The organism is Streptomyces coelicoflavus (assembly GCF_003112555.1).
Taxonomy (GTDB): domain Bacteria; phylum Actinomycetota; class Actinomycetes; order Streptomycetales; family Streptomycetaceae; genus Streptomyces; species Streptomyces coelicoflavus.
Map to the genome: position 1 here is coordinate 1 of NZ_BEWB01000039.1, position 1,471 is coordinate 1,471.

At 67.0% G+C, this 1,471-nt stretch carries 2 protein-coding genes; both read left to right on the forward strand.

Translation table 11 applies throughout. From position 1 onward, the window contains the following. Positions 1–290: glyoxalase superfamily protein (locus Sco07f_RS39645; RefSeq protein WP_108990812.1), on the forward strand; the 290-nt coding region annotated here is incomplete at its 5' end. 36 nt (positions 291–326) lie between these two features. Then, positions 327–1,460: an IS630 family transposase gene (locus tag Sco07f_RS39655; protein ID WP_174855490.1), complete on the forward strand. Its 1,134-nt coding sequence runs from the start codon at positions 327–329 to the stop codon at positions 1,458–1,460. The last annotated feature ends 11 nt before the right edge of the window (positions 1,461–1,471 follow it).

Here is a 1,471-nt window from a genome sequence, read left to right on the forward strand (position 1 = left end):
CGGCGGCGGTCGTCTGGTACGAGCGGCTGGGCTTCGCCAAGCAGTGGGAACACCGCTTTGAAGCGGGACTTCCCGCGTTCGTCGAGGTCGCCCGGGGCGGGGTGCGGTTGTTCCTGTCGGAGCACAAGGGCGATGCCCGTCCCGACACGTTGGTCTACCTCCGCGTTCGTGATGTCGAGGCCATCGCCTCCGAGTTCGGTGTGCAGGCGAAGGATGCTCCGTGGGCGCGTGAGATTGAACTGCGCGACCCTGACGGCAACCGGCTGCGGATCGGCACGCCGGCGGAATGACCATGGCCGGCAGCGCGCGGCAGGGAAGCTGTGCTGGTGGCTGAGCGAGTACGTGTCCGCGAGATCGATGACGACGAGGGGCAGCGCCTGCTGCGGATCATCCGCCGGGGCAGCGGGTCGGTGGTGACCTGGCGGCGGGCGCAGATGGTGCTGCTGTCCGCGCAGGGCATGCCCGTGGCGAAGATCGCCGAGGTGACGTTCACCAGCGCGGACCGGGTCCGGGATGTGATCCACAACTTCAACGCCGACGGCTTCGACTCCCTCTACCCGAAGTACAAGGGCGGTCGGCCCAGGACGTTCACCCTGCCCGAACGGCGCGAGATCAAGAAGATCGCCAAGTCCAGGCCCGCCGAGCACGGTCTGCCGTTCTCGACCTGGAGCCTGGCCAAGCTGGCCGACTTCCTGGTCGCCGAGGGGGTGGTCGACGACATCAGCCACGAGGGCCTTCGGGTCCTGCTCCGAGAGGAGGGCGTGTCCTTTCAACGCATAAAGACCTGGAAGACCTCGCGCGACCCTGACTATGCCGCCAAGAAGGCCCGCGTCGAGCACCTCTACGCGATCGCCGACGGCGAGGTCATACCCGAGGAGGGCGAGCCCGAAGTCATCTTATGCCTGGACGAGTTCGGGCCGCTCAACCTCCAGCCTCACCCCGGTCGGCAGTGGGCCGAGCGCGGAGGACGGCATAAGGACCCCGACCGGGAGCCCCGGCCCCGACGGCGGGCGACCTACACCCGCCCGCACGGGGTCAGGCACCTGTTCGCCGCCTACGACCTTGCCCGGGACAAGCTCTACGGCCACGTCAAGCCGAAGAAGAACCGGACGAAGTTCCTGGAGTTCTGCCGCTACATGCGAACCCTCTACCCGCCCGAGATCCGTATCGCGATCGTGCTCGACAACTTCTCCCCGCATCTGACCACGAAGAAGGACAGCCGGGTCGGCGACTGGGCCGCGGCCAACAACGTCGAGCTCGCCTACACGCCTACGAACAGCTCGTGGCTGAACCGCATCGAGGCCCAGTTCACCGCCCTGCGCTACTTCGCCCTGGACGGCACCGACCATGCCAGCCACAAGGAGCAGGGCAGCATGATCCGCCGCTACATCATCTGGCGAAACCGTCACGCCGCCGATCAACGACTACGAGCCGTGGTCGACAGGGCGAACGTTGCCTGATGCGGCACTAG